The sequence below is a fragment of the Salipiger sp. PrR003 genome, assembly GCF_010500785.1.
GTDB lineage: Bacteria > Pseudomonadota > Alphaproteobacteria > Rhodobacterales > Rhodobacteraceae > Salipiger > Salipiger pacificus_A.
Map to the genome: position 1 here is coordinate 1 of NZ_JAAGOV010000045.1, position 23376 is coordinate 23376.

Consider the following 23376-nt stretch of genomic DNA (forward strand, 5'->3'; position numbering starts at 1 on the left):
GCTGCGATCAAGCAGGTTTTCTACCGCCCTCGAAAGCAGCGATACATCCTTTACGCAGCATCGGTCAAAGTGGGCTCTTCAGTTACATTCGCCGCGAGGAGAATGAACGTCAACTCCTGCGAAACTCATCCGTGCTCCGCGATGATAGCTCTCGTTGTCTGAACTGCCGAAGCAAGCGTTGTCCGGTCTGTGTTCGTGATACCTAGGCCCTCAACATCAAGCGACAGTTGACCTTGGCCACCTCCGCTTGCAGCAGCACGAGCCGCGCGGCCGCGGGCCTTCGCTGCGCTGACAGGGTCAGTTTTCGATGCGTTAGGCACATTGTGGCCGACTTCCCGCGGTCCCGCAGCCGCCCGCACTTCCTGCAGTTCTTGCTTCAACCTCTCCACCGTTTCCCGGGTCTCAGACATCTGCCGATCCCGCCGCAGGCCGTCCTCGTCCGGATATGGGAAGCTTCCCGATTGACAGGCGTGCAGAACCTTCAACGCCGGGTCCTCGAAATACTTCACCCTTCTTGCCCGGATCGGCATCTGCGCGTCGATCACGAGGATGACCTCGTCGAGGTCCATGCGTCGGGCCTCATCCTCGGTCAGGAGCGGGGTATCTTCTGTCCTCTCCGAGACGCTGCGCCCTTCGAATGGATTGCGTCCAACAGCACGGGAGCGGGTCACCACACGCTTGGTGGTCTTGCCGACAGCCTGGCTCAATTCCTCGATGGTCTTCTGCTCGGACGGGGTGAGGTAGAGCTTTACCCCGGCGCCGCCCTGCAGCGACCTGCGGGTGTTTTCACCATAGATCTCGTCCAGCGCCGGGATCGTCTGGGTCACGATGGCGAGGTTGCCGCCGAAGGAGCGCAGCGTCTTTATGCTTTCGGCGACGATTGGCATTTTCCCGAGCCGGTCAAACTCGTCGAGCATGATCATCACCGGCCAGGGCTCGTCATCGCCGGGTTCCTGTGCTTGCAGCGAGGCGATCAGGTCCGAGAAGAAGAGGCGGATCAGCGGGGCAAGCGGGCGGATCATCTCGGATTCGACCGCAAGATAGATCGCATGTGGGCGACGGCGGATATCCCGGAAGGAAAAGTCAGAGGTCGCGGTGGCCGCGTCGATCGCGCGGTTGTCCCAGGTGTCGAGACCCGATGTCATGAGAAGCGAGAGGTAGGAGGTGAGGGTGTCGTTGTTGGTCGAGGCCATACGCTCGAAGATCAGTTTGGCCGAGGTGTTCTTCACCTCCTGCGAACGCTTCAGATATTCCTTCTGCTTGTCGCCCCCCGAGGCGGTGATGCGGTAGATCTCGCCGATGGTCGGCACGCCGCGCTCGAAGGCCAGAAGACCGGCCGCCACGAACAAGTCGATACCGCCTGCGAGAAGGCCGCTCAGCTTTTCGTTGTCGGTCTGCAGGAAGAGCTTCGCGGTGAGTTTAAGCTCCATCTGCTGCCGGTCGGGGTTGGTCATGGCAGCAATGCGCGCCAGCGGATTATAGCGATGTGTTGGTCGGTCCCAGTCGGTCGGCGCGAAGCGGAAAACCTTGTCCCCCATGCTGGCGCGGAAGCGCGAGGTCTCGCGGAAGTTCTCGCCTTTCACGTCGAGCACCACGGCGGAGCCCTTGTAGGTCAGCAGGTTCGGGATCACGAACCCCACGCCCTTGCCCCGGCCTGTAGGCGCCACGATCAGCGCGTGGGGGAAGGTTTTTGAGACTAGGAACGGGCGCTTGGATTTCGGGGAGCCGAGCTTGCCCAGAAGGAAGCCACCGTCGGGCTTGGCAAAGAAACCGTTCCTGTTCATCTCGCTGCGGGTCTGCCAATGCGTCGTCCCGAAGCGGGTCAATGCATCCCCCAGAAGCGTGACGCTCAGCATCAGCGATGCCAGGCCGAAGCTGCCAAGGATGAGGTTCACCCAGAGGAAGTCTTTCGGTGCAGACTGAGACAGACCCCGATATTCGCGGGCAAGCAGGGTGACGTCGAAACGGGTGGGAGAAAGCCCATAGCGGAACATGACAAAGCCGGTCGCCACGACATAGCCCATGGCGAGACCGACCAGCACGAGGCTCAACACTCCTAAGGCAATCTTGCCTTTATCCATGGGTGATCCCCTTCTCGCCATCTGCCGCAGCGTGGCGTGCGCGCTGCGCCTCTATCTGTTCTTCCGCCAATGCATCGAGAACGCGCTCCATCGCCGGGCCGTGCGCAGTGACCTCGCTGCTCTGGAGATAGGTCTTGGCGAGTTCCAGCTGGCGCAGCGGATCCTCGGTGAATGTGTCCAGGACGTCCGCGTTACCGGCCCGCAGCGCGTCGATTGCGTCGTGGCTTAGTCGCTCGTTTATCTGCCGGACGATGTCCTGCTGCTCTGACTCGGAGAGCGGGCCCTCGACGTCGGCGTTTCGCACAAAGGCCATGACGGTTGGCGCTGTCTCTTCCAGATACCGGCGCTCGGCGTAGTCTTGTCGCGCCTGGTCCTCGATCTCGAAACTGCGCTCGCTGATATAGGCACGCGACGCGCCTAGCGAACGAAGGTGATTGATTTCGTCCTGGACGGCCTTCCCGAATTCATCATCCGGCATCTCCGTGCGATAGCGGGCGAGGGTGCGGAGCTCTTCGGCAATCGGACCGAGATGATCCGAAGGATCCCGCAAGGCGAGGTCCATGTCGCCAGCATGAAGCGTGCGGTCCTGCTCGGATACCGCATATTGCGGCGGCATTCGACTGTCGGTGATCTGTTCCCAGGCCATTGAGGCCAGTTCGGCATGTTGCGGCGATTTCTGCGCGTAGACGTCGAACGCGGCGCGGGCCTCTTCAACCTCCACGGCACCTGCCCGCCGGACGGACGGGTCGTCGAAGAACGGATGATCGAAATCCGTCCGGCGGAACTGCGCCACCAGCGCTCTGAACGCCTGCCGCTCCGATGGGGCAAAGATGTCGGACCCATCTTGCGCGAGATCACTCCCAGGTGTCGTCAACCGTTCACCAAGCGCTGCCTCAGCGTCATCCACCTCGTCGACCTCGGTTGGCGCGCGCAGGACGCGTACATCGGTCAAAACATCGCCCAGCCGAACATGCACGGCTTCCAGCCGGTCGAGCGCGTCTTCCCGGTCCGCAGATTTCTCCAGATCGAGGTCGCTTGCTTTGGCAATCCCCTGCAGATCCTGTGCCAGCCACTGGCGCTCCAATGCGGCATTGCCTGCCCCCTCCCGCAGGCGCGCGGCCACAGCCTCGGCATCGATGCCCGTGCCTTGCAACGCTTCGGCCAGCTTTGGTGCCACCTCTCCATCGTCAAGACGCGCGAGGTGATCTTCACTGGCGTTTGGCCTTGCATAGATGCCGTCCCGGGACGGAGCATCGACCAGGGCGGCGGAGCGATCCCCGAGCGGGTTCAAATGCGCGACCGAGGCCAGAACGTCGGTCAGCTTGCGCTCGATCACCGGCCTCTCGGCCGCCGGCGCCCTGTCGATCGCCGCCTCGATCTGGCGAATGTTCTGAGAAAACTCGGTGATCAGCGTGTCGAACGCTGCTTCGTCTTGGGACATGTAGATGGCTCCGTCAGCTTGCATCTGACCGCCACTGGCAAGGATGGTGCTGGCCCGCTCGAGCGCTTCGGCCACGTCGTCGAAATTCGAACGTGACGCCTCCGCCGCGAGCCCACGGTAGATCAACGCCTTGTGCCTGACGGTTTCCAGAGCGGCCCCCAGGTCCGCGCCGGTTCTCTGGCGCTCAACTGGGGGACGACCTTCGTCGCGAGCCTTGTAGATTTCATCGATCTCGGCGCGGTAGGTCGTGACGCCGCGATCCAGACGACGCGTCGCCTCAAGGCGGATCCCATGAACCCGGGCCGCCTCGACCATCGCCTCGCGAAAGGCGTCGTAGTTGAAGTGATGATCCTTCCCGAGAAAGAACATTTCGCCATCCTTGCTGCGGCGGTTCAGAACAATATGCGCATGTGGATGCGCGCGATCTTGGTGTATTGCAGCAATATAGTCGAATTGCGACCCCTCACCTTGAAAGAACTTCTCGCAGACCGCCTGGGTGATATCGCGCACCTCTTCACCCCTGGTCCCAACCGGGAATGCCATCAGCAGATGCGACGTATGGCCAAGCTTGGGGCTGTAGCGCTCGTTCCACTGGTTCTCGAACCGCCGCGCCACTCGGTTGATCTCGGCTTCCGAGAGCTGCTTCTTCCCGTCATGGGTGCCGCGACTGTCGAGGATATGGGTCGACTTTGTTGTGAGATATGTGAGCTGAGCCCGTAGCTGCGCCCCGGTGTGACAGCCCCCTTTCGAGATAGCCTTGAAGATCGCTGGCGAATAGCCGCGCGCGGCCCGAACCATCTGCGCGCCCCTGGAAAGCCCCTGCCAGGATCCCGAAACTCGGCTCCAGCCGCGGTCAAATAGCGCCGGGTCGATGCCACGGACCCGGTCACTCCGCGCCATTCTCATTCCTCTCGGCGAGGCCCGCCAGGGCAGAGCTGATCTCAAGGTCCAGCACGCTGCGCCGCGCACGCGACATCTCCTGGACCTGGTCGGCCAGATCGAAGACCAGACCCGCAAGGGCGCGGACGTCACGGTGACTTGAGGCCGGGTAGGACAGTCTCTCGCCCCGCACCTTGGCCTCGTTCAGACGTCGCGCGATCTGGTTCACGTTGTTGCCGACCCGGTTGAGCGCGGCGCCGAGGTTGCGCAACTCGTCACACATCTCGTCGTCGGGCAGGAAAACACCTTCGGCCGCCAGCATCAGGCGGCGCATGGCATCCGAGCGGTGCGCAATCCCGCGCCGCGACAGCGCCGCGTCGAACCGGCGCAGGTCGTCGTCCGAGACCCGGATCCCCACAACCCGCGATCGGCTGCCGTTCGCTGTCTGACGCTCATCCCAGTGGTTCACCACGTTGTAGATCGTCTTCAGGCTGACATCGTAGCGGGCTGCCAACGACACCGCGGAGACGCCGTTCCGGCGCTCTTGGGAGATGGTCGATCGTTCGATCACTGACAGTCTGCGGCGGCGGGGCATTTTGAAGTTAACGTTCCTATTTCTTGCCAACTTCGTACAAGCCCGCCGACTCCCAACGCAAGTGGAGTCGACCATAAGGGCTTGTACTCAATGTAGAAAATCGCCCTGCAGGGGCGATTTTCCGTCCTTTGTCAAATGGATCGCGCGTCGCGCTCATTGCACCACGCGATGCGGTCTCCGCATCGCGCATCGCGTCTTTCGCGCCCCGTCTCTTGCACCCCGCAAGACGGGTTTTGCTGCGTGCTAACCGGCTCGCGTCACCCGCAGAACGACATACGCGAGACTGCCTCCCGTCGTCTGGAGCGCGCTAACCGTCACCTGCATTCTGTCCGAAGCGCATCGCCAAGCGTATCCCGACACTTGGAGGGTGTGTGATGCCCCGCGGCGAATGCTGATGGCGCCACGGCAGACGTCGCACGGTCATCGCACAACGCCGCCCGCTGCATGCCAAACGCGGGTCGCATCCCGACTTCTGCTTGACCCCTCCGCCTCATGCGTTTAGCGACATTTGGGTATTATCGTTGCGATTCACTATTTTTGCGGAGGATCAGAATGCCGAACGAAAATCTTGTGGTGATCGCAGCGATGGCCCGGAAAGGGGGCAGTGGAAAAACGACGCTTTCGCGCGCCTTGATCAGCGCCGCGATCGCCGCCGGACGCAGAGTGATGTTGATCGACACGGACAGCACGAGAGTACTCGGTGCCTGGCATGCTCGGGCGGAAACCGGTGGGCTGAGTTCGCCGCTTCTCTGCTCGGTCACCGTCGAAAGCGTGGCGGGTGTCGAGGATCAGATCAATCAGGTCTACATGGCAGGCACGGCAGACTTCATCTTCATCGATACCGCAGGGGTCGGTGCCGAATGGTCAGACGGCATTGCGGTGCTTGCGGACCACATCGTGACGCCCGTCATGCTGTCGACGTCTGATTTCGATGTCGGAGCGCAGACTTCTGATTGGTTTGAGAAACTGAAATCCCGTGTTGACGACCCCTCCAGCCTTCCGCGCCACCACGTCGTCCTCAACATGGTCGACCCGAAAACGACCCGTGCTGACGCCGCCCTGATTGAAGAAGCGCTCACCCGTTTTCCGGTGATTGAGACCGTCATGATGCGACGAAACACTTACAAGGAGATGGATCAGAAGGGGCTTCTCCACGCCTTGGCGCTGGAAAAGCAATCCGATCCGAACCCCCTTATGCGTCCACATGTACGTCATGTCGTCGAGGCGCTTGAGGAGGCGACGGACATTCTCAACAACATTCTTGCTGCGTGAGGACAGTCGATTGCGCAAGAAGATCCCGACCATCACTAGGCCCGACCCAGCCTACGCCGCCACCCTGCAACAGGGTGACCGCGAGGTTCCCGAGAAGGAGGAAGAGGTACAGGTCACAGCAACAAAGACAGGCACCCCAGTCGCTGACGTTGGCGCTGATCGGCACGAGTCAGAGCGTGCGCCGAAAAGTGCCGTGGCGCCGCACCAAGTCACCGCGGAAAGCTCTGACCCGCATACCAGCCTGAGAGCTCCCGTTTCGGCACGAGCTTTGAGCCCGACCCGGAAGATCGACATCAGGGTCAACGCACTCGAACGACAGGAAGCAGCGCTGGAAACTTGTGGTGTTGAGCCGGCACATGTGGTGCGTGCCGCCCTGCGCCGTGCAGTCAAAGGCTGGCAACTGTCGCCGGTCTTCGCGCCAATTGCTGAGGAGCGGCGCACTCGAAACACGCAGTGGCAGGCCCGGACATCACTGGCAGTCGATGCGGCCAGCCTGGGTATGCTCCTTCGGGACCACGACCCCCTCGACGTCTTGAGTAAATGGGCTCTGATCCGCGGCCAAGTGGAACCACGCATATGGGGCGAGATCGACAAAATCTTGGAAGAAATTGCCGTTCGCGCTGCATCGCCGCATGAGCAGCACACACCGTAAGAGATCTATCTGAAAAGATAACTTGCATTTCGCCGGTGGATTTTCGCCCAACGGCAGAAGCTCGCCTTGCAGTTGCGGAAAACGTGGCGCTATTGAGCGTCATATAGATTTTCAGACCTCAGTGGTGACGAGTTACGAGGTCCATTTAGGAGGAACGCATTATGAACACGAAGCCCCGCCTGACTGGCGAACCGATCATGCGCATCCTCTGCAAGACATCTGAAAATCTGGTTGGCTACCTGTACCAATGGAACAATGGCGACGTGCAGCCTGCCTGGTTCGACGGCGCCATGGCGGACGTTCGCTATGAACCATTCATTCAAGCGACGGAACAGAACCCAGTCGATCCGAAGACCCCCAGACCGCGTCAGCAAGATCTGACGCACCTTGAAAAGGCCTAGCTCAAGGCCTCGCGTCGGTTTGTGGGTCATCCCATCCCGCAGGTCCTTTGAGCGATAGAGTTGACTTCTATGCCTCAAAAGTGATCTATCTGTGAGTTATAGAAAGGATATCTATAACTCATGGCTTGGAACTGGACGCTGCCTGATTGGCCGGATTTCCGGTATGACGCCTCCGCGCTGGAGCCGTTTGAGCAGACGTTCCTGCTGTCGTCCGGAGAAATCCTCGGCGCGGTCCATCATGTCAGCCAGCCGGAGCGCGAGCAACTCCGCATCGAACTGCTCAGCGAGGAAGCAATGCAGACGAGCGCCATCGAGGGTGAAATCCTCGACCGGCTCAGTGTCCAGTCTTCGTTGCGCCGCCATCTGGGCCTCGATCCGGACAGCTACCCTGCCAAACCGCGCGAACAGGGCGTCGCGGAAATGATGGTCGACGTCTATTCCAGTTTTGCAGAGCCGCTGACCCATGAGACGCTGTACCGCTGGCATCGAATGCTCCTGTCCCATGACAGTCGGTTGGAAACCATCGGGGCCTACCGACAACACGCCGAGGCGATGCAAATCGTTTCCGGCCGCCTTGACCGGCCCACGATCCATTTCGAAGCGCCGCCCTCGGAGCGGGTCATGCCTGAGATGGAGCGATACGCGGATTGGTACAACAAGACCGGGCCGGGGGGAGCAGAGCCGCTTCCAGCGCTGACGCGCGCAGGGCTAAGCCACCTCTATTTCGAGAGCATCCACCCATTCGAAGACGGCAACGGACGCTTGGGTCGCGCCCTCGCTGAAAAGTCGCTGGCGCAGAATATTGGCCAGCCGACCCTCATCTCGCTCGCCTTCACCATCGAGAAGCAGCGCAAGGCATACTACGACCAGCTCGAGCAGCATCAAAAAACGCTCGATGTGACCGATTGGCTCGTCTGGTTCGCGGAAGTTGTCTTGAAAGCCCAACAGGCAACACTCGACCGCGTCGGCTTCTTCATCAGCAAGGCACACTTCTACGATCGTCACAGAGACCACTTGAACGAACGCCAGGCCAAGGCCATCGCTCGAATGTTGCGGGAAGGCCCTGGCGGTTTCAAAGGCGGCCTCAGCGCCGACAACTACCTCAAGATCACCGGAACCTCACGCGCGACCGCGACCCGCGATCTGCAGGATCTGGTCGAGAAGGGCGTGCTCGCTCGAACCGGCGAGCGGAGGCACACGCGATACTGGTTGAAACTCGACTGGAGTGAATAAAAATTGCATGAAAACAACAATTTATAAAAAATCCGATAATTCGTTTTATGTAATTTTTTTGCCCTATTGATATTTGAATCGGGCTAGCTAAGAATCTGAAAAAACCAGCGCGGTAAAATAGCTCCAAGTAGCGCTTTATTGAGAATGCTTCCCCGGATTCAGCCTGTTTGAGCTGCAACGAGCATGACGATACAGGACGAAGGCCGCCTGAAGGCGGCATGGAACCAGAAGACAATCCCTGTCGCGCTTCGCCGTGACGGCAAGGGCGAACGGGTCAGGGTCCGCCTTCCTTATGCGGACGACAACTATGCCTGGCTCAGGAATGGCCGGCGTATCCGGCCAAGCTGGAACTCGGCACTGGGATGCTGGGAGAGTCCCAAGGCATGGTTCAATGACCTCGTGAACCGCTGTCTTCGCCGCTGGGGCCTGATCTATGTCATCCAACCCTACCGGGAGCAGGAGATCTGCGCTCCGGCCTGCATGAACGCCATCGGCCATGAGTGCCAGTGTTCCTGTATGGGGGCCAACCACGGCCAGGGCGACGATGGCGGCTGGTTCTCGACAAGCGAGGCCTTCGCGGCCCGATGGGGCGACCGTGAGCTCGCCTGTCGTCTCATGACGGTCAGCTCTGAAAAGTAGAGGCCCGGCCGATATGGCCAGGCCTGCGACAGACGTGCAGATGATGGTCATGACCAGACAGAGAGGCCCGTCGAGAACAAATCACAGCTTGGGGCGATCCTGTTCTGGAACCTCCCACGGGTCTTCCAGGGTGACGATGCCGTAGCGGACGCCGTCGTGGCCGGCCTTCGGAAGAAAGGTGATCATCCCGATATCCAGGATCATCCCCTTGTCGTGCATGTGCTGCTGTCGGAAGTGACCGAAGTGCATGAGATATCCGAGGCCCTCCAACTCGAGACACAGCGCAGAGATCGCGGCCGAATACTCAAGCCGCTGGCCGGCGCTGCTCATATCCCAGATCCCGTCCAGATCGGTCATCCAGTCCGAAATCGCGGCAGTCAGTTCGAGGGCATTGCCGGCCTCCACCGCGCCGGCGTTGATCAGGAGCCCGTGCCATTCGCGGTTACGGGAATAGAAGTCGTTGGGCTTCCTGATGGGGGACGTGGGCACAAGCACCGTCTTTTTCAGCGCGCGCTCCATTTCTTCCTGCTGGCGCTTCTCCTCCTCGGGGGTGGGCTTGGAGAAGACCTTGATGTCGAACCCGAGGCCGCGCGCGAGGCTTCGCAAGGTCTGCACCTCGGGCACGTGCCGTCCGCTTTCCACCTTCTGGATCGTGCGGACCGTCAACCCGGAGGTGTCCGCAAGGTTCTCCTGGGTTAGAGAGAACATCTTGCGGATATACTTGCACTGGTTGGCGATATACTCGGCGTCTCGTTCCATCGTTTCCATCAGATCACTCCATGTTGCTGACAGGAATAGCATGGCACGCCGGCTCTGGGGGGGCCCCGAACGCAACCCGAACGCTCGACTGTTATCCCGCCCCGGGGCCGCTGTCCTTGCACCAGTCAATCCGCCCCTGCCGGATCCAGAAGTGACACCGGCATTCGTTCGTCTGGCGGACCGACGGCGAGATGGTCGGGCGCCTCAGCCAGTCTGACATGGCCGTCCACCTGGGCCTCCGGTTCTTGCTGAGGGACAGTTTGATGGTCTCGCCGCACCCACCAGGGCAGTGGAAGCAGGCCCATTTGTCGACGCCATCGCGCACGATGGTCATCTCCCCCGGCACGATCTGATCCGGCGTCGGGTGTGTGGGTGTTACCCTGGCAAGCAGATCACTTCGTGGAATGAGGCGGAAGAGCTCGAGGCTCTTCCGCAGAATGTCGATCATCATCCCGCTCACCCGATGCGATCCAGGAACGGATCGATGTCGCCGAGACCCCAGTATTCCTCGCTGCCGCAGACCGGGCAGTCGGACCGGGGCTGCGCCGCCTGCGAACGCTCTAAACCCTTGTCGAGCTTGCGATAGCGTTGCCATGTCCATCCACCGCCGCCGCGGAAGTCGACGAGACCGGCAAGAAGTTCGTTCACTGCCATGGTGGCGGCCTCGGAGGTGAAGGTCACGACGGCCGGCGCGGGATTACCTCCGCCGCGGACGTAGGCTTCGGTCTTCTGCCGTTCATATTCGGCGGGGTCCGATCGCTGGAGGTCCTCCTCGCGAGCCCTGACGCGATCGACTGTGCCGCGGCAGCCGTGGCACGCCGACGTGGGAAACAGCACGCTGACCCGCGCGGCCATCTCGAGGAGGCCGGGCTCACCATCGTCACGGGGCATGAGGACCAGCCCGACATCGATGACCGGGATCAGGTAGAAGTGCGCCACGCGGTTCAGGTAGAGGCGCCCGGCGTGATCGTCCGTGCATCCGAAGATGACGTCGCAGGATTTCAGCGCGTCACGGATATGCGGCGCATCCACCCAGCCGTTCATCGACCGGATCTCGACGTCGAGGCCCATCATCGTCACCTCGCGCGCCATGACGTCGACCTTGGGCACCGCGTTTTCGGCATCCTTTCGGGTCGCGCCATACAGGCGGTTCAGGTTGGAATGCTCGACCACGTCATCGTCGATGACCAAGATGCGCCCCACGCCGAGGCGAGCGAGGAGATGGACCACCGGGCTGCCGGTGCCGCCGCAGCCGACCACGGCAACGGAGAGCTGTTTGAGGAGTCCGTTGACCTCCGGCCCGAAGGCCAGTGCCTGCCGGGCCAAGGCTTCCGACGGGGTCGGCACGTCGGTCGACTGGATCTCGAGCCGAATGCCGATGACGGTCACGCGGTGACAGGGCAAGGGTGCCATGTCGTCTTCCCAGACCCGTGCCCGGTAGAGGCCGTCACCGACTTGCACGACGCTCACCAAGCGTGTCCCCTCGCCGTTACGGTTCCGAGCCATGGTGAAGAGGTCGCGCTCGTTGCGATCGTCCTGGTCCGAGAAACCGTCGAAGCCTCCCGGGTGACTATGAACGATCGCCGGCACCAGGCCTTCCTCCTTGGCCCGGCGACAGAGCTGGGCGAAGGAGTTGGTATTCCAGGTGACGTGCTTGTCGCTGGCATCGACGCGGTCCTCCTGCGGGATCGCGATGACCTCGTAGGAGGTGTAACGGGTCCGCGGCTCGAGGTCCCAGGGGTCCTGCGCGATCTCGCTTTTGCCGAGCAGCATGTAGGCGGCGCCCTCGTGCCCACGGGGGTGCGCGAGCAGCGCCTGCAGCTTGTCGCGGTGACGGGCGTGGAGGGTGATGTCGCTGCGCTTCATGCCGCCACCTCCAGGGCCTCTTCGACCCGCTTCAGCATGGTCCAGATGCCGTCGGTGCCGGGACGCCACTGGTTGTTATGGCGAGACCAGCGCTGCCAGTTCTGGCCATCAAAGGCCTGGCGTGCCTGCGTGCAGCGGGGCTCACGCTGGCCGGCAAGGAGCTTCAGATGCGGCACGGCGTAGAACATGTCGGGGGCGACCTCGGGATACGAGGGCGGCAGCAGGATCAGGATATCCACCTGGGCGACCTGATACTTGCCTTCCGGCAGCGTGATCCCGGTGAGGATCACGCCCTTCTTTCCGCCTTCGATGACCTCGCGAACGGTGATGCCGCGACCCTCGAGGTAGAGGCGATCCTGACGGGGGAGGAGGCTCATGCCGCACCCCCTTCCGTGGTCTGGGGCACGCCGGTGAAGAAGTGCTCCAGGCCAGCATCCGCGAGGCAGATCAGATCGGTGTCGCCGACCAGGATGTCATCCTTGCCGGGGATCACCTGCCAGACGGCGAACTTCGCGGGATCGACCCCGGCCAGCTTCTTGAGCACGCGCCCGCTGATGACCTTGTGGCCCCACTCGAGGCGTTTGCCATCGATGTCGAAGCGGAAGGATTCCGCGCTCGGGAAGACCAGGAAGCGCTCGACCTGGCCAGGGCGCAGATCCGTGGTTTCCTCGAGGCGCAGTTCTTCAAGTTCACCGTTGCGCAGCACCTGGAACACGAGGTGTTCCTCGGCCTTACGGAAGTCGGCCCCCTCGATGATCTGGCGGCCGGTGGGCGTCGGATCGTCGATGACGGCGTCGGTGAACTTCAGGTCGTGGTCGCCGACTTTGACCTTGTAGGGTCCGTGGTCGCGGGGCTTGCGGCCGGCCTTCAGGGCGGCCTGGAGATCTTCGATTTCCATCTGTTCGGTAGTCATGGCAGCAAATCCTTTTCTTGTCTGCTCGACGCCCGCAGCAGGCGCCATCAATGGTGTATGCGCGGCACAAGAGTGTTCGCGTTCGTAGCCTTAATATTTTTTTGAATTTTCTTGACTGCGATAGGTCGCTGCGTGCGCATATGTATATTAAGAGCAGCGAAGATGGCGATTGGCATGGCGAAAGACACACCCCAAGAGTTCAATACCCTCAAGGAATTCACTGACGAACTGGACCTTCTCTTCCGCGATGATGTCGCACTCAGAAAGCTCCTTCAGAAGGCGCGTAACTGGTGCATTCGGAACAACCGAGTCGGCGACGAGGAGGAGGTCCTTCAAGAGGCCGTCATGAGGGTGATGAAAAGTGAGATCACCGGGACACGCCAATGGCCCAAAGGTGTTGCACTTATGGACTTTCTCTCCGGCGTGATGCGGAGCATTGCATCGGAGCGGCCTAAGATCGGGTTTCGCAAGAACGCCGACAAAGACATGGAGGCCGCGAAGGACATTGCCTCGTCGTGCAACCAAGAAGGGCAGCTCTTCGAGAAAGAATTTATGGCCCGCTTCATGGCGCTCTTCGAGGGTGATGACGATTCACAGCTATACCTCCTGGCTCTGGAGGAAGGGCAATCGAAGTCCGAGATCATGACGGGCCTCGACTGGAATGAAAGGGAATACAACACGGTGGTGCAGCGGGTCAAAAGGACACGCAACGCACACCCGGAAATGAAAGAGATGCTCAATGGCGAAGGATAAGAAAACCTTTCAAGATCGCCTGGCGGAGGAAATCGACGAAGCTATCACGAACGCTTCAGACGAGGATATTCGAAAAGAGGCTGAAGAGGCCGGGGAGGACATTGCTGCTTTCGGTGATCGCATGAGAGCTTGGCTGGAGACCGCGAAAGACGAGGTCGCCGAAATGGCAATGAAGGAAGCCAAGGCCGCAGCTGAGCAAGATCGTGCAACGCGCGACCAAAATGTCGTCTCCATGGCTCAACGCAGGCCTGCGAACAGGCCTGGCAACTTCATGCCCGATACGGTGGCCGCTCGTCATGGAAAGAAGCTGTCGGAGAGAGACAGAAAAGGGATCGAGAAGGACTTGGAAGACCTGTTCGACGATGACGCTTGGCCTGACAAAAACGGCGATGAAGAATGACTCATTCTCCGCGTCGTGCTGAGGAGATCCTCCAGGCTTTGCGCCTGAAGCGACCGGAAGACATCAACCTTGAAGCCATTGCCTGGCTTCAAGGTGCCAAGGTTGACTACCGGGAAATGGACGGATGTGAGGCTTGCATCCATGGTCGAGCTGACGTCGGCCGCGCGATAATCGCCGTGAATGACGCGCATGGAAATCTACGGCGCCAGAGGTTCTCCCTCGCACACGAACTGGGGCACTGGGAATGGCACAGGGGAGAACATCTGTTTTGTGCAAAAGAGGATATCGGGGGTAGCAAGGGGCGGGAACGAGGAATGTCCCGAGAGAAGGGCGCCAACCGGTTCGCCTCAGAGCTGTTGATGCCGGAGTTCATGCTCAAGAGCGCTCTGAATGACTTCAAGAAATTCGATATGCGCACCGTCCGTCTTCTTTCGGACGCCTTTTCTGTCAGCAAGACGGCCATGGCGTATCGCTTGGTGGATCTGGATTTCGAGCCGAGCCTCCTGGCCTCTTACAGCCGCGGCGGCCTCAACTGGTTCAAGAGATCGAAGAGCGTCGGGGAGCGATGGTTCCTGCGTCGAACACTTGACCCGCAGAGCAACGCTCACGATATCCTGCACAAGGGAGCCCGGGACGACATCTCGCTGTCTCTTATGGACGCGGACACCTGGTTCGATACAGAGGGCGCCGATCGGTATGAGCTTGCTGAGCAGTCGTTCCGTGTGGGTGACGACGAGGTCATGACCTTGCTGGTCCTGAAGAGCGAATACATGATGGCGCGATAAAAATTCACAACTTCAATAGCTTCTTCACCCAGCAAGTGCTCAAGCTGACTTAAATTTACCCACGCTGTATTGACGAGATGCCTCAGACTGTCTCCCAAGCATGCGTTCGTACACCTGCCGCTCCTGCTCTAGATCACGTGCTTGGTCGGCTTGCGCTTCACGTTCACAGCCTTTCGCGTATCGCTTCAAAGCAATACATCTCTTGGGAAATGACCGTGCAGCGTTTGAGTTCAAAGTCAGTGGCTGCATCGGGCCGCTTCTTCAAATTTCGCCCAATAATTTGTAGCCCCGCCGCTTCTTCGTCGCCGACAGCTTCATCAGAGCGTTGACCGCCCTGCCCTCGTCATCATGCTGTTCGATTAGCATCTGCCCTCGAAGCCCGATACGGCCCCATTCCCGCACAAGGCATGCGCCGCCAAACAGGTCCGGCTGAACGCTCATTCGATAGAAGCGCCGCATGTTGAGAGACGGGTCGATCCGCTTGAGATCGACCGTTGTCGGGAACACTTCCATTTGCTGCGACGTGTCGAACATGTTGTTGGCGCCTCTCTCCAGACCACAATATCAAGCGCTCTTCGACGTTTCCACATTGTTCTGTCCCGAAAAGAAAGAGAGGGCTCACGCCCCCTTCTCGAACTTCATGACCGGGATGCCGAGCTTCTTGGCCTTGTCGGCGAGGTTTTCCTGGATACCGGTTCCGGGGAAGACGAGGACCCCGACCGGGAGCACATCCAGCATCGCGTCGTTGCGCTTGAAGGGCGCTGCCTTGGCGTGCTTGGTCCAGTCGGGCTTGAAGGCCACCTGCGTCACGCTGCGAGCCTCGGCCCATTTGGCGGCGATGAGCTCTGCGCCTTTGGGGCTGCCACCGTGCAGGAGGACCATGTCGGGATACTTGGTCCGGACCTGGTCGAGCTTGCCCCAGATCAGGCGGTGATCGTTGAAATCGGTCCCGCCGGTGAGGGCGACCTTGGGACCAGCGGGCAGCATCACTTCGGTCTCGGCGCGGCGCTTGGCGGCCAGGAAATCGCGGCTGTCGATCAGAGCGGCGGTCATGTGCTGGCGGTTCACGATTGATCCGGTGCGGGGGCGCCAGGTCGATCCCGTGTGATGGACGAACTCGGTGGCGGCGTGATCGCGCATCATGTCCATGCAGTTGCGCCGTTCAACGAGAGTCAGGCCTTCGGCCGTCAGGCGCTCGAGTTCGACGGACTTCACTTCGGAGCCGTCCTGCTCGCGCTGGAGGCGGCGCTGCGCCTGCTCGTTCTCATCGAGCGTCCGCTCGATCCGGGCCGTGGCGCGGTGGAAGAGGTTGACCTGGCCCCAGAGCACCTCTTCGAGGTCGGGTTCCATACGGGTGTCTTCCAGGGTCGCGACGAGGGCGTCGAAGATGTCGGCGACGGCGACGGCGAGGCGCTGCCCATCGGGCATCGGGCGCGGATCGGGCCCGTCAAAGGGGCGATAGCCGTAGAGCTGGAGCTCGTCGAGCGCATGGGCGGTCTGGGATGCGCTATGGGCGGGTTCATACGCGTCGTCGTGGGTGTGGATCGTCATCGGTTTCTTGCCTCCGGGCCTGTCTCGTCCGCGCGTCATCCCGCGCGGCCTTCATGGGCAGACCCGAGCCGTCGGGGCGGTTGCCCCTTCACCCCGGCTTCACCGGGGCCGGAACAACGTGGAGGAGGTCGGCAGGGAAGCTATTTGTCTCGCGATGCAAAGGCGGCTTTGCCGCCGGCGGAAATAGCTTCCCTTCCGACCTTGCAGGGGCAACTGCTTTGACGGCCTGCCCATCTCTTGAAGGCCGCTCGGGTGACGGGTGGATGCGGAAGGCCCGGGATGGGGTGAGGACGACGATCCAAAGCCACGACTGGGATGCAGCCCCCTTCCCCGTACTCCCAGCCCCCCCTGCGCGATGCAGCTCAGCTGGGCAGGCGATGCCGATCCTCTGGCCCGATCTGACCCGCCAGATGCTGGCGCAGCGCGTCCTTGCCGTTTGCCCGAAGATCATCGTTGAAATCCCCGAGCCGCGGCTCCAGCACGCGCACGTGCACCCCGACCTCGGAGGCTCTGGCGCTCAACTTCTCTGCCGCGCGATGCCCGGCCGGATCGCGATCGATGGCGATGTAGAGGCGCTGGAGCCCCTCCGGCAGCAGAACCGCCCCGAGGTGTCCCGACGAGAGCGCCGCCCAGACGGGCAGACCTGGGATTGCCTCGGACAGGGACAGCATGGTCTCGATGCCTTCGCCGATGACGAGGATGTCATCCTGCGGGGTCAGCCTGACAGCATTGCCGAGGAGGTGACCCATAGCCCGACGCTCTGGCTTCACTGCCGCCTTCCCCTGCCCGTCAGCGGCCAACCAGGTGCGATGCACGCCCTGAACGGCCCCTGCCCCATCGGTAACCGCCGCGATCATCGCCGGTCTGGGGATGTTCCGGGTCTGCCCCTCTTCCCGATGCCAGCACTTCGGGTGGAAGCGTAAGGCGCCGTTCGCCCCGAATTGGGTGATGCCTCGGGAACGGAGGTAGGTCTCAGCAAGCGTGCCTGTGATCGGGTTCGAGGCAGCGAACAAACGCGCCGCCGCCGCAGGAGTGCCACCGAGCGCCTTGGCCTTCCTCGGCTCTTGCCTATCCGGGACGACCGGCTGCGGACGGCCAAGATGCGCTCGGGCCTCGGCGAGAAGGTCGGGGAAGCGCGTGATCCCCATCCGGGCGCGGATGATGTCCAAGAGATCGCCATGCTCGCCTGTGGCCCCATCCGTAAACTTGCCCGCTGCCCCTGGTCCCGACGCAGGGCCCGTCAACCGCACGAAGAGCGACCGGCCGGGGTTGTTCTGCAGATCGCCGACGATCCAGTAGGATCCTTCCCGCCGTCCGGCGGGAAGGTAGGCACGACAGACGCCTTCGGCATTTTCAGCCAGATCGCGCACGAGGTCTTCGGTCTCGGAATACATGGGTCAACAACCTCCGCGATCATGTAGCCTTGCGACAGGACAACGTGCAAGCAGACGATCCAGTATCTCGATGCCATCGGCGTCGGTCGGGCAAAACAGCCGAAGCTTCCAGCTGATGATCTCCGAGAAGAAGCCATCGGCCTTGAGCCGATCCTTGGCGGCCTCCGAGAAGCCCGAGAGTTCGATCCGGTTCACGCCCATGACACGGGAGCGGTGCAACTCCATCCCTTCGGCCAAGCGCACCACAGTCTTTCCCTCCAGAACGAGGGCATGGACCTGCGCGGCCGAGAGCTTGGGCGCATCGGCGGCCAGCGTGGTCGCGACCCAGGCAGGCGAGACTCGTCGACCGATGATGCGCTGACCGTCATCGGTCTGCAGGCGGTAGACGCGGGTTTCATCCTGGGGGAGCTGCTTCCAGATCGGCAGCAGCAGACCTGCCACGATGTGCAGTGTGGAGACCGAAAACTCCGGCACCTCGGCCAGTTCCGCAGTCCACGCCGCAGTGAAGGCCGCGCGGTCGGCCTCGAGCCAGTGGGTGTCCTCCATGACCTTGGCCGGGACCGTGCTGGCATCAAGCGGGCGGATCAGGCGCAGGCGCGGCTCGATGGTGCCATCATCGAGCATCAGGCTGGTGGCGGGCACCTGCACTGCAGCCCGACCCGAGCGGCTGTTGACCAGCAAGCGTGCCTTCGGGTCATCGAGCCAGTCCAGCGCATCCGCGAGCGCGGTAGGCGTGTTGCGGCGCTTTTCCGCGATGGTCAGCAGCTGGGTTTCCGCGCCGGAGCCCGGATGGGTGTAGATGACCTGTACGTCGGTCACCCGGAAGCTCTCGGCACGGAGTGTCTCGAGCCCGAGATCATAGACCCCGGCGGCGATGGCGCCCTCAATTCGCTGATCGAGGAGTTCTTCGAAACCCGCGAACAGCACGGCCTGCATGTCGATCGTCAGCGCCAGCAGGCGATTGAGGAAGGTCGTGATCGGCGGCAGGTCATCCTTCAGCCCGTTTTCATCGGTCAGGCTGAGCCCGGTCGCATCCTCGAAAGCCCCGAGCGAACATCCGGCCAGATCGCCGCGATAGATGCGGCGGTAAAGCTGGCGCAGGGCGTCGCGGGCGTAGGGCGACTCGAGGTTGTCTTCGGGCCGGAACAGCCCTTGCCCGCCGGTCTGGCGCTGGCCGCGCGTTATAGCGCCAAGCGTGTCGAGACGTCGCGCAATGGTCGACAGGAACCGCTTTTCCGCCTTCACATCGGTGGCGACCGGCCGAAAGAGCGGCGGCTGCGCCTGATTGGTGCGGTTGGTGCGCCCGAGGCCCTGAATCGCCGCGTCTGCCTTCCAGCCGGGCTCCAGGAGGTAGTGGACCCGCAGGCGCTGGTTCTTCGCCGCGAGATCGGCGTGATAGCTGCGCCCGGTGCCGCCGGCATCCGAGAAGATCAGGATACGCTTTTCGTCATCCATGAAGGCTTGGGTTTCCGCGAGGTTCGCGGCTCCAGCCCGGTTCTCCACCACGAGCCGTGCCGAATGCCCTTCGCCCTTCCGCACGATGCGCCGCGAGCGCCCCGTGACTTCGGCCACGAGATCCGTGCCGAAGCGCTGGACGATCTGGTCGAGTGCACCCGGCACCGGCGGAAGCGAAGCCAGTTTCTCGATCAGCGCGTCACGACGGCGGACGGCTTCGCGGCACTCCACCGGTTGGCCGTCGCGCGTGACGGGGCGCGACGAGAGGTTACCCTCGCTGTCGGTGAAAGGCTCGTAGAGCTGCACCGGGAAGGAATGGGCGAGGTAGTCCAGAACGTATTCCCTGGGCGTGATGTCGACCCGGATGTCGTTCCACTCCTCGGTCGGAATCTCCGACAGGCGGCGTTCCATCAGTGCCTCACCCGTCGAGACGATCTGGATGACCGCCGCGTGACCCGCAGCCATATCTGCATCGATGGATGCGATAAGCATGGGGGTCTTCATCGAGGTGAGCAAATGGCCGAAGAAGCGCTGCTTGGCTGACTCGAAGGCTGACCGCGCAGCGGATTTCGCCTGGCGGTTCAGCGTGCCCGACCCGCTCGGCCCGTCGGCCGCGCCAGAAATGTTCGCCGCCTCCAACGCCGCGGTCAGGTTGTTGTGAATGATGGCGAAGGCCCCGGCATAGGCATCGTAAATGCCGCGCTGCTCGGAGCTAAGAGCATGTTCCAGCATCTCGTATTCGACACCGTCATAGGAAAGCGACCGCGCTGTGTAGAGGCCGAGCGCCCGGAGGTCGCGGGCCAGAACCTCCATCGCCGCGACCCCGCCAGCCTCAATGGCTTCCACGAATTCCGACCGGGTCTGAAAGGGGAAATCCTCCCCGCCCCAGAGCCCGAGACGCTGAGCATAGGCAAGGTTGTGGACCGTCGTCGCGCCCGTGGCCGAGACATAGACCACGCGGGCATTCGGAAGTTTGTGCTGCAGGCGCAGACCCGCCCTGCCCTGCTGCGATGCCATGGTATCGCCCCGCTCGCCTTTGCCCCCGGCGGCATTGGCCATGGCATGGCTTTCGTCGAAGATGATCACCCCGTCAAAATCCGTCCCGAGCCAGTCGACGATCTGTTCAACGCGGGATTTCTTGGCCCCCCGTTCTTCCGAGCGCAGCGTCGCATAGGTGGTGAAGAGAATGCCCTCGGTCAGAGGGATGTCGCGCCCTTGTGCGAAACGCGACAGCGGCGTCACCAGAAGCCGCTCCTGGCCAAGCGCCGACCAGTCGCGCTGCGCATCCTCCAGAAGCTTGTCGCTCTTCGAGATCCAGAGCGCCTTGCGTCTTCCTCGGGCCCAGTTGTCGAGCAGAATCCCGGCCGACTGACGGCCCTTTCCCGCCCCGGTGCCATCGCCGAGGAAGAAGCCGCGGCGGAAGCGGACGGCGTCAGCGGCATCGTCCGGTGCAGCGGAGACCACGTCTCCGGTCTCATCGACGGTCCAAGACCCAGTGAGATGCGCGCCATGCGCCTCGCCCGCGTAGATGACGGTCTCGAGCTGCGCGTCGGACAGCAGGCCGTCGCGCAGGACGGCCGGGGGCAGCTTGGGGCGGTACGTGGGTTTCGGCGGTGCGACAGAGGCCATGGCCGCCGATTGCACAAGCTTGGTCGGGTGCGATGCGGCGTCTGGGATGTCGATAGCCTGCAGACGGAAGGTCTCGTAGATCGCATCGGACAGCCGTGCGGCGTCTTCGTCCTCGGCGGCGTCGCGGAGTGCGTAGTTTAGGTCCTCGGCCTCAGTCTGGGTTTCAGGCTTCGCCGGATTGGCTGCAGAGGTCGCGTGCGGTCGGCGGACGGGTTTGCGGGTGGTGAGGTGAGAATTTCCCGGATGAGAACGGCGGTGCAAAATTAGTCCACGGTGGCGGCGGGATAGTCCTGCTGCGGGCGGCGTAAAAACCGGCCACTTTGCTCTTCTTGCGGCGGCAGGGAGGGCGTGGAGATCTATACCGTGGAGTTATATCGAAAGGTTCGTCTGGCCTGCGCCGACGGCATGAGCAAGCGTGCGGCAGCAGCCCATTTCAACATCTCTCGTGATACGGTGGAGAAGGCCTTGGCGTTCTCGGTGCCGCCTGGCTATCGGCGAACGGCGCCGATCAAGCGGCCAAAGCTGGACGGGTTTACCGAGATCATCGACGCGTGGCTCGATGGCGACAAGACGGTGCATCGCAAGCAGCGGCACACCGCCAAGCGCATCTTCGACCGGCTTCGTGATGAGCATGGGTTCACCGGCGGCTACACGATCATCAAGGACTACGTTCGGGAGCGCCAGCGGCGTGGACAGGAGATGTTCGTGCCGCTGGCGCATCCTTCGGGGCATGCGCAGGCGGATTTCGGCGAAGCGGTCGTTGTCATCGATGGCGTCGAACAGAAGGCTCATTTCTTCGTCATGGATCTGCCGCAGAGCGACGCGTGTTTCGTGCGAGCCTACCCCGCAGCGACGGCGGAGGCCTGGATGGATGGCCATGTCCACGCCTTCGCTTTCTTCGGAGGCGTGCCGCTGTCGGTGCTTTATGACAATGACCGCTGCCTGGTCTCGAAGATCCTGCCTGACGGGACACGTCGGCGCGCCACGCTGTTCAGTGGGTTGCAGTCGCACTACCTGTTTCGCGACCGCTACGGGCGACCGGGCAAAGGCAATGACAAGGGCAACGCCGAAGGGCTCGTGGGATATTCGCGGCGGAACTTCATGGTTCCCGTCCCGCGCTTTGCCAGTTGGGAAGCTTTCAACGCTGATCTCGAAGTCCGGTGCCGCAAGCGCCAGCGCGACGTCTTGCGGGGCGAGGCCGAGACGATCGGCGCACGGCTGCAACGCGATCTGGCGGAGCTAAGAGCCCTGCCAGGAACGCCGTTCGACGCCTGCGAGCAGGTCAGCGCCCGGGTCAGCTCTCAATCTCTCGTTCGGTACGGCACCAACGATTACTCGGTGCCGGTTGCTTATGGGCATCGGGATGTTTGGGTGCGCGGCTATGTTGATCAGGTCGTGATCGGCTGTCGCGGCGAGGTCATCGCCCGGCACCCGCGGTGCTATGCGCGCGAGGACATGATCTTCGACCCGATCCATTACCTGCCGCTGCTCGAGAAGAAGATCAATGCCCTGGATCAGGCCGCCCCCTTGGCGGGCTGGGGCCTTCCAGTTGAGTTCGAGACCCTGCGCCGCCTCATGGAGGCGCGGATGCAGAAGATGGGCCGCCGCGAGTACGTGCAGGTGTTGCGCCTTCTCGAGACCTTCGAACTCGCCGACGTGCATGCCGCGGTGAAGAAAGCGCTGAAGCTGGGGGCGGTCGGCTTCGACGCTGTCAAACACCTCGTGCTGTGCCACGTCGAGAGGCGGCCACCGAAGCTTGATCTCGACGTCTATCCCTACCTGCCGCGGGCCAACGTGGGGACCACCTCGGCGGCCAGCTACATGTCTCTGCTGTCGGGAGACGCGGCATGACCGGTGCGCCGCAGATCCTGCTTGCTCATCACCTGAAGACGCTGAAGCTCCCGACCTTCTTGCGGGAGCACGAGAAGCTGGCGCGCCAATGTGCAGCCGAGGGCCTGGACCACGTCCAGTTCCTCGCCCGACTGGTCGAACTGGAACTGATCGACCGCGAGGGACGGATGATCGAACGCCGGATCAAGGCTGCAAAGTTCCCCGCCAAGAAGAGCCTGGACAGCTTCGACTTCAAGGCGATCCCGAAGCTCAACAAGATGCAGGTACTGGATCTCGCCCGTTGCGAATGGATCGAGCGGCGCGAAAACGTCATTGCGCTCGGACCGAGTGGCACGGGCAAGACGCATGTTGCTCTGGGGCTGGGACTGGCCGCTTGTCAGAAAGGAATGTCGGTCAGCTTCACTACGGCCGCGGCACTGGTCAACGAGTTGATGGAAGCCCGCGACGAGCGCCGCCTCCTGCGGCTCCAGAAGCAGCTGGCCTCGGTCAAACTGCTCATCATCGATGAGCTGGGCTTCGTGCCTCTGTCAAAGACCGGCGCCGAGCTACTCTTCGAGATGATCTCGCAACGCTACGAGCGGGGCGCCACGCTCATCACCAGCAACCTGCCGTTCGACGAATGGACCGAGACCTTCGGAACAGAGCGGCTGACCGGCGCTCTGCTCGACCGCCTGACCCACCACGTCAACATCCTCGAGATGAATGGCGAGAGCTACAGGCTCGCGCAAAGTCGGGCCCGAAACGCCGGCCAGACCCCATAGAAAACCGCAACGCGCGCTTGAGCCCGCCGCTCGGGCTACGCCCTCCCGGCGGGCTCAAGCGCGCAA

21 protein-coding genes and 1 pseudogene are annotated in these 23376 nt (G+C 62.1%); 10 read left to right on the forward strand and 12 right to left on the reverse strand.

What is annotated here, in order from left to right:
* Positions 1 to 125: 125 nt before the first annotated feature.
* Genes G0D83_RS16455 through mobC form a run of 3 tightly spaced genes read right to left on the reverse strand, consistent with a single transcriptional unit; the run spans position 126 to position 4972 of the window.
* Positions 126 to 2081: a type IV secretory system conjugative DNA transfer family protein gene (locus tag G0D83_RS16455; RefSeq protein WP_040545947.1), complete on the reverse strand. Its 1956-nt coding sequence runs from the start codon at positions 2079 to 2081 to the stop codon at positions 126 to 128.
* Complete coding sequence (locus tag G0D83_RS16460; protein WP_007803321.1) at positions 2074 to 4422, reverse strand: relaxase/mobilization nuclease domain-containing protein; 2349 nt, start codon at positions 4420 to 4422, stop codon at positions 2074 to 2076. The genes G0D83_RS16455 and G0D83_RS16460 overlap by 8 nt, the downstream gene beginning before the upstream one ends.
* Positions 4409 to 4972: a plasmid mobilization relaxosome protein MobC gene (gene mobC, locus G0D83_RS16465; protein ID WP_007803319.1), complete on the reverse strand. Its 564-nt coding sequence runs from the start codon at positions 4970 to 4972 to the stop codon at positions 4409 to 4411. The genes G0D83_RS16460 and mobC overlap by 14 nt, the downstream gene beginning before the upstream one ends.
* 576 nt (positions 4973 to 5548) lie before the next feature.
* On the opposite strand from mobC, the gene G0D83_RS16470 reads away from it, so the two are divergent.
* The 5 genes from G0D83_RS16470 to G0D83_RS16490 all read left to right on the forward strand — a co-directional run bounded on the left by G0D83_RS16470 (position 5549) and on the right by G0D83_RS16490 (position 9193).
* A complete protein-coding gene (locus G0D83_RS16470) occupies positions 5549 to 6268 on the forward strand; it encodes a ParA family protein (protein ID WP_007803318.1) in 720 nt (239 codons plus the stop codon).
* Positions 6269 to 6278: 10 nt separating this feature from the next.
* On the forward strand, positions 6279 to 6920 hold the full coding sequence (locus tag G0D83_RS16475; protein WP_040545943.1) for a hypothetical protein: 642 nt from the start codon (positions 6279 to 6281) through the stop codon (positions 6918 to 6920).
* Between the two features lie 161 nt (positions 6921 to 7081).
* Positions 7082 to 7321, forward strand: coding sequence for a hypothetical protein (locus G0D83_RS16480; protein WP_043754644.1), 240 nt, complete (start codon positions 7082 to 7084; stop codon positions 7319 to 7321).
* Between the two features lie 120 nt (positions 7322 to 7441).
* Entirely contained in the window at positions 7442 to 8554 is a 1113-nt protein-coding gene (locus G0D83_RS16485) for a Fic family protein (protein ID WP_007803314.1), read from the forward strand.
* Positions 8555 to 8737: 183 nt separating this feature from the next.
* The gene (locus G0D83_RS16490) at positions 8738 to 9193 is read left to right on the forward strand and encodes a hypothetical protein (RefSeq protein WP_009574178.1); all 456 of its coding nucleotides are present in this window, start codon (positions 8738 to 8740) and stop codon (positions 9191 to 9193) included.
* An 81-nt stretch (positions 9194 to 9274) separates the two neighbouring features.
* Here the strand turns inward: G0D83_RS16490 and G0D83_RS16495 are convergent, their stop codons facing one another.
* The 5 genes from G0D83_RS16495 to G0D83_RS16515 form a co-directional block, all read right to left on the reverse strand.
* Entirely contained in the window at positions 9275 to 9961 is a 687-nt protein-coding gene (locus G0D83_RS16495; protein WP_040403100.1) for a helix-turn-helix domain-containing protein, read from the reverse strand.
* 82 nt (positions 9962 to 10043) lie between these two features.
* Positions 10044 to 10403, reverse strand: coding sequence for a DUF6527 family protein (locus tag G0D83_RS16500; RefSeq protein ID WP_226946310.1), 360 nt, complete (start codon positions 10401 to 10403; stop codon positions 10044 to 10046).
* A 5-nt stretch (positions 10404 to 10408) separates the two neighbouring features.
* Positions 10409 to 11818 carry a ThiF family adenylyltransferase gene (locus tag G0D83_RS16505; protein WP_009574181.1) on the reverse strand — a complete coding sequence of 470 codons (1410 nt, stop codon included), beginning with the start codon at positions 11816 to 11818 and terminating at the stop codon, positions 10409 to 10411.
* A complete protein-coding gene (locus G0D83_RS16510) occupies positions 11815 to 12195 on the reverse strand; it encodes an E2/UBC family protein (RefSeq protein ID WP_040403102.1) in 381 nt (126 codons plus the stop codon). Before G0D83_RS16510 ends, G0D83_RS16505 begins: the two co-directional genes overlap by 4 nt.
* Positions 12192 to 12731: a multiubiquitin domain-containing protein gene (locus tag G0D83_RS16515; RefSeq protein ID WP_051130673.1), complete on the reverse strand. Its 540-nt coding sequence runs from the start codon at positions 12729 to 12731 to the stop codon at positions 12192 to 12194. Before G0D83_RS16515 ends, G0D83_RS16510 begins: the two co-directional genes overlap by 4 nt.
* A gap of 162 nt (positions 12732 to 12893) precedes the next feature.
* On the opposite strand from G0D83_RS16515, the gene G0D83_RS16520 reads away from it, so the two are divergent.
* The 3 genes from G0D83_RS16520 to G0D83_RS16530 are packed head-to-tail and all read left to right on the forward strand — an operon-like array spanning position 12894 to position 14669.
* Positions 12894 to 13484 (forward strand): hypothetical protein, encoded by a 591-nt coding sequence (locus G0D83_RS16520; RefSeq protein ID WP_009574182.1) that lies wholly within the window; start codon positions 12894 to 12896, stop codon positions 13482 to 13484.
* A complete protein-coding gene (locus tag G0D83_RS16525) occupies positions 13471 to 13884 on the forward strand; it encodes a hypothetical protein (RefSeq protein ID WP_074646428.1) in 414 nt (137 codons plus the stop codon). Before G0D83_RS16520 ends, G0D83_RS16525 begins: the two co-directional genes overlap by 14 nt.
* Entirely contained in the window at positions 13881 to 14669 is a 789-nt protein-coding gene (locus tag G0D83_RS16530) for an ImmA/IrrE family metallo-endopeptidase (protein WP_009574185.1), read from the forward strand. Before G0D83_RS16525 ends, G0D83_RS16530 begins: the two co-directional genes overlap by 4 nt.
* A 261-nt stretch (positions 14670 to 14930) precedes the next feature.
* Here G0D83_RS16530 and G0D83_RS16535 read toward each other — a convergent pair whose 3' ends face one another.
* The 4 genes and pseudogenes from G0D83_RS16535 to G0D83_RS16550 form a co-directional block, all read right to left on the reverse strand.
* Positions 14931 to 15203 carry a WGR domain-containing protein gene (locus tag G0D83_RS16535; protein ID WP_074646427.1) on the reverse strand — a complete coding sequence of 91 codons (273 nt, stop codon included), beginning with the start codon at positions 15201 to 15203 and terminating at the stop codon, positions 14931 to 14933.
* Positions 15204 to 15287: 84 nt separating this feature from the next.
* Positions 15288 to 16220 (reverse strand): DUF2493 domain-containing protein, encoded by a 933-nt coding sequence (locus G0D83_RS16540; RefSeq protein ID WP_009574188.1) that lies wholly within the window; start codon positions 16218 to 16220, stop codon positions 15288 to 15290.
* A 362-nt stretch (positions 16221 to 16582) separates the two neighbouring features.
* Complete coding sequence (locus G0D83_RS16545; protein WP_074646426.1) at positions 16583 to 17614, reverse strand: toprim domain-containing protein; 1032 nt, start codon at positions 17612 to 17614, stop codon at positions 16583 to 16585.
* A gap of 3 nt (positions 17615 to 17617) precedes the next feature.
* Positions 17618 to 20800: pseudogene (locus tag G0D83_RS16550) on the reverse strand (strawberry notch family protein); the annotation flags it as partial.
* A gap of 303 nt (positions 20801 to 21103) precedes the next feature.
* On the opposite strand from G0D83_RS16550, the gene istA reads away from it, so the two are divergent.
* Entirely contained in the window at positions 21104 to 22549 is a 1446-nt protein-coding gene (gene istA / locus G0D83_RS16555; RefSeq protein WP_203594891.1) for an IS21 family transposase, read from the forward strand.
* Positions 22546 to 23310, forward strand: coding sequence for an IS21-like element helper ATPase IstB (gene istB, locus G0D83_RS16560; protein WP_066111331.1), 765 nt, complete (start codon positions 22546 to 22548; stop codon positions 23308 to 23310). Before istA ends, istB begins: the two co-directional genes overlap by 4 nt.
* The last annotated feature ends 66 nt before the right edge of the window (positions 23311 to 23376 follow it).

What these genes read in the sequence shown, in the direction of transcription:
- G0D83_RS16500 (WP_226946310.1), bottom strand. Translation starts at nt 10,403, where the DNA reads ATGATGATCGACATTCTGCGGAAGAGCCTCGAGCTCTTCCGCCTCATT.
- G0D83_RS16540 (WP_009574188.1), bottom strand. Translation starts at nt 16,220, where the DNA reads ATGACGATCCACACCCACGACGACGCGTATGAACCCGCCCATAGCGCA.
- G0D83_RS16535 (WP_074646427.1), bottom strand. Translation starts at nt 15,203, where the DNA reads ATGTTCGACACGTCGCAGCAAATGGAAGTGTTCCCGACAACGGTCGAT.
- G0D83_RS16520 (WP_009574182.1), top strand. Translation starts at nt 12,894, where the DNA reads ATGGCGATTGGCATGGCGAAAGACACACCCCAAGAGTTCAATACCCTC.
- G0D83_RS16505 (WP_009574181.1), bottom strand. Translation starts at nt 11,818, where the DNA reads ATGAAGCGCAGCGACATCACCCTCCACGCCCGTCACCGCGACAAGCTG.
- G0D83_RS16480 (WP_043754644.1), top strand. Translation starts at nt 7,082, where the DNA reads ATGAACACGAAGCCCCGCCTGACTGGCGAACCGATCATGCGCATCCTC.
- G0D83_RS16460 (WP_007803321.1), bottom strand. Translation starts at nt 4,422, where the DNA reads ATGGCGCGGAGTGACCGGGTCCGTGGCATCGACCCGGCGCTATTTGAC.
- istA (WP_203594891.1), top strand. Translation starts at nt 21,104, where the DNA reads ATGAGCAAGCGTGCGGCAGCAGCCCATTTCAACATCTCTCGTGATACG.
- G0D83_RS16470 (WP_007803318.1), top strand. Translation starts at nt 5,549, where the DNA reads ATGCCGAACGAAAATCTTGTGGTGATCGCAGCGATGGCCCGGAAAGGG.
- G0D83_RS16530 (WP_009574185.1), top strand. Translation starts at nt 13,881, where the DNA reads ATGACTCATTCTCCGCGTCGTGCTGAGGAGATCCTCCAGGCTTTGCGC.
- G0D83_RS16545 (WP_074646426.1), bottom strand. Translation starts at nt 17,614, where the DNA reads ATGTATTCCGAGACCGAAGACCTCGTGCGCGATCTGGCTGAAAATGCC.
- G0D83_RS16485 (WP_007803314.1), top strand. Translation starts at nt 7,442, where the DNA reads ATGGCTTGGAACTGGACGCTGCCTGATTGGCCGGATTTCCGGTATGAC.
- G0D83_RS16510 (WP_040403102.1), bottom strand. Translation starts at nt 12,195, where the DNA reads ATGAGCCTCCTCCCCCGTCAGGATCGCCTCTACCTCGAGGGTCGCGGC.
- G0D83_RS16490 (WP_009574178.1), top strand. Translation starts at nt 8,738, where the DNA reads ATGACGATACAGGACGAAGGCCGCCTGAAGGCGGCATGGAACCAGAAG.
- istB (WP_066111331.1), top strand. Translation starts at nt 22,546, where the DNA reads ATGACCGGTGCGCCGCAGATCCTGCTTGCTCATCACCTGAAGACGCTG.
- G0D83_RS16495 (WP_040403100.1), bottom strand. Translation starts at nt 9,961, where the DNA reads ATGGAAACGATGGAACGAGACGCCGAGTATATCGCCAACCAGTGCAAG.
- G0D83_RS16515 (WP_051130673.1), bottom strand. Translation starts at nt 12,731, where the DNA reads ATGACTACCGAACAGATGGAAATCGAAGATCTCCAGGCCGCCCTGAAG.
- G0D83_RS16525 (WP_074646428.1), top strand. Translation starts at nt 13,471, where the DNA reads ATGGCGAAGGATAAGAAAACCTTTCAAGATCGCCTGGCGGAGGAAATC.
- G0D83_RS16455 (WP_040545947.1), bottom strand. Translation starts at nt 2,081, where the DNA reads ATGGATAAAGGCAAGATTGCCTTAGGAGTGTTGAGCCTCGTGCTGGTC.